This window comes from Flavivirga algicola, from assembly GCF_012910715.1.
Lineage (GTDB): Bacteria > Bacteroidota > Bacteroidia > Flavobacteriales > Flavobacteriaceae > Flavivirga > Flavivirga algicola.
This window is the reverse complement of the sequence record NZ_JABBHF010000030.1, coordinates 1-542: the sequence shown is the minus strand read 5'-3', so window position 1 is coordinate 542 and position 542 is coordinate 1. Positions and strand designations below refer to the sequence as shown.

The following is a 542-nucleotide window of genomic DNA, read 5'->3' as shown; positions in this document are numbered from 1 at the left end:
AACGTCGTATCGTTGATAACAATAAGTTGTGTAACGTTAATGGTATTATTACATGTGTCTGTTACGCTATAGGTTCTTGTGATGGTTTCGGGACAAGAATTGCCATCCGAGACATCGGATACAAAAGCGACAACGGGAGTCCCTTGGTTATCTGCCTCATCAGTGACCACATCGGTGTCTGGAGCAGGCACATCATCAATACACTGCACATTAATACTTGCCGGGTTGGAAGCGGTCGGCAAAATAGGATCGGTAATAAAAATAGTTTGGGTTACATTGATCGTATTCCCACAATCATCCGTAACACTATAAGTTCTTGTGATGGTTTCAGGACAGTTTCCATTGTCAGAAACATCCGAGACAAAAGCCACAACAGGGCTGGAGGTACAATTGTCCGCCTCATCGATGACCACAGTAACATCAGGAGCAGGAGCAGGTCCGCCAGGAACAGTAATATTGGCAGGGTTCGAAGCTGTCGGCAATGTGGTGTCGCTGACATTGATTATTTGAGTGGCAGTTGCCGTATTGTTGCAGGCATCTGT

The 542-nt window shown here is 45.6% G+C and carries 1 protein-coding gene; it reads right to left on the bottom strand.

Annotated elements, in window-relative coordinates; genetic code table 11:
- The coding region (locus HHX25_RS21075) for an HYR-like domain-containing protein (protein WP_449404045.1) at positions 1 to 482 on the bottom strand (482 nt) is incomplete at its 3' end.
- Positions 483 to 542 lie beyond the last annotated feature (60 nt).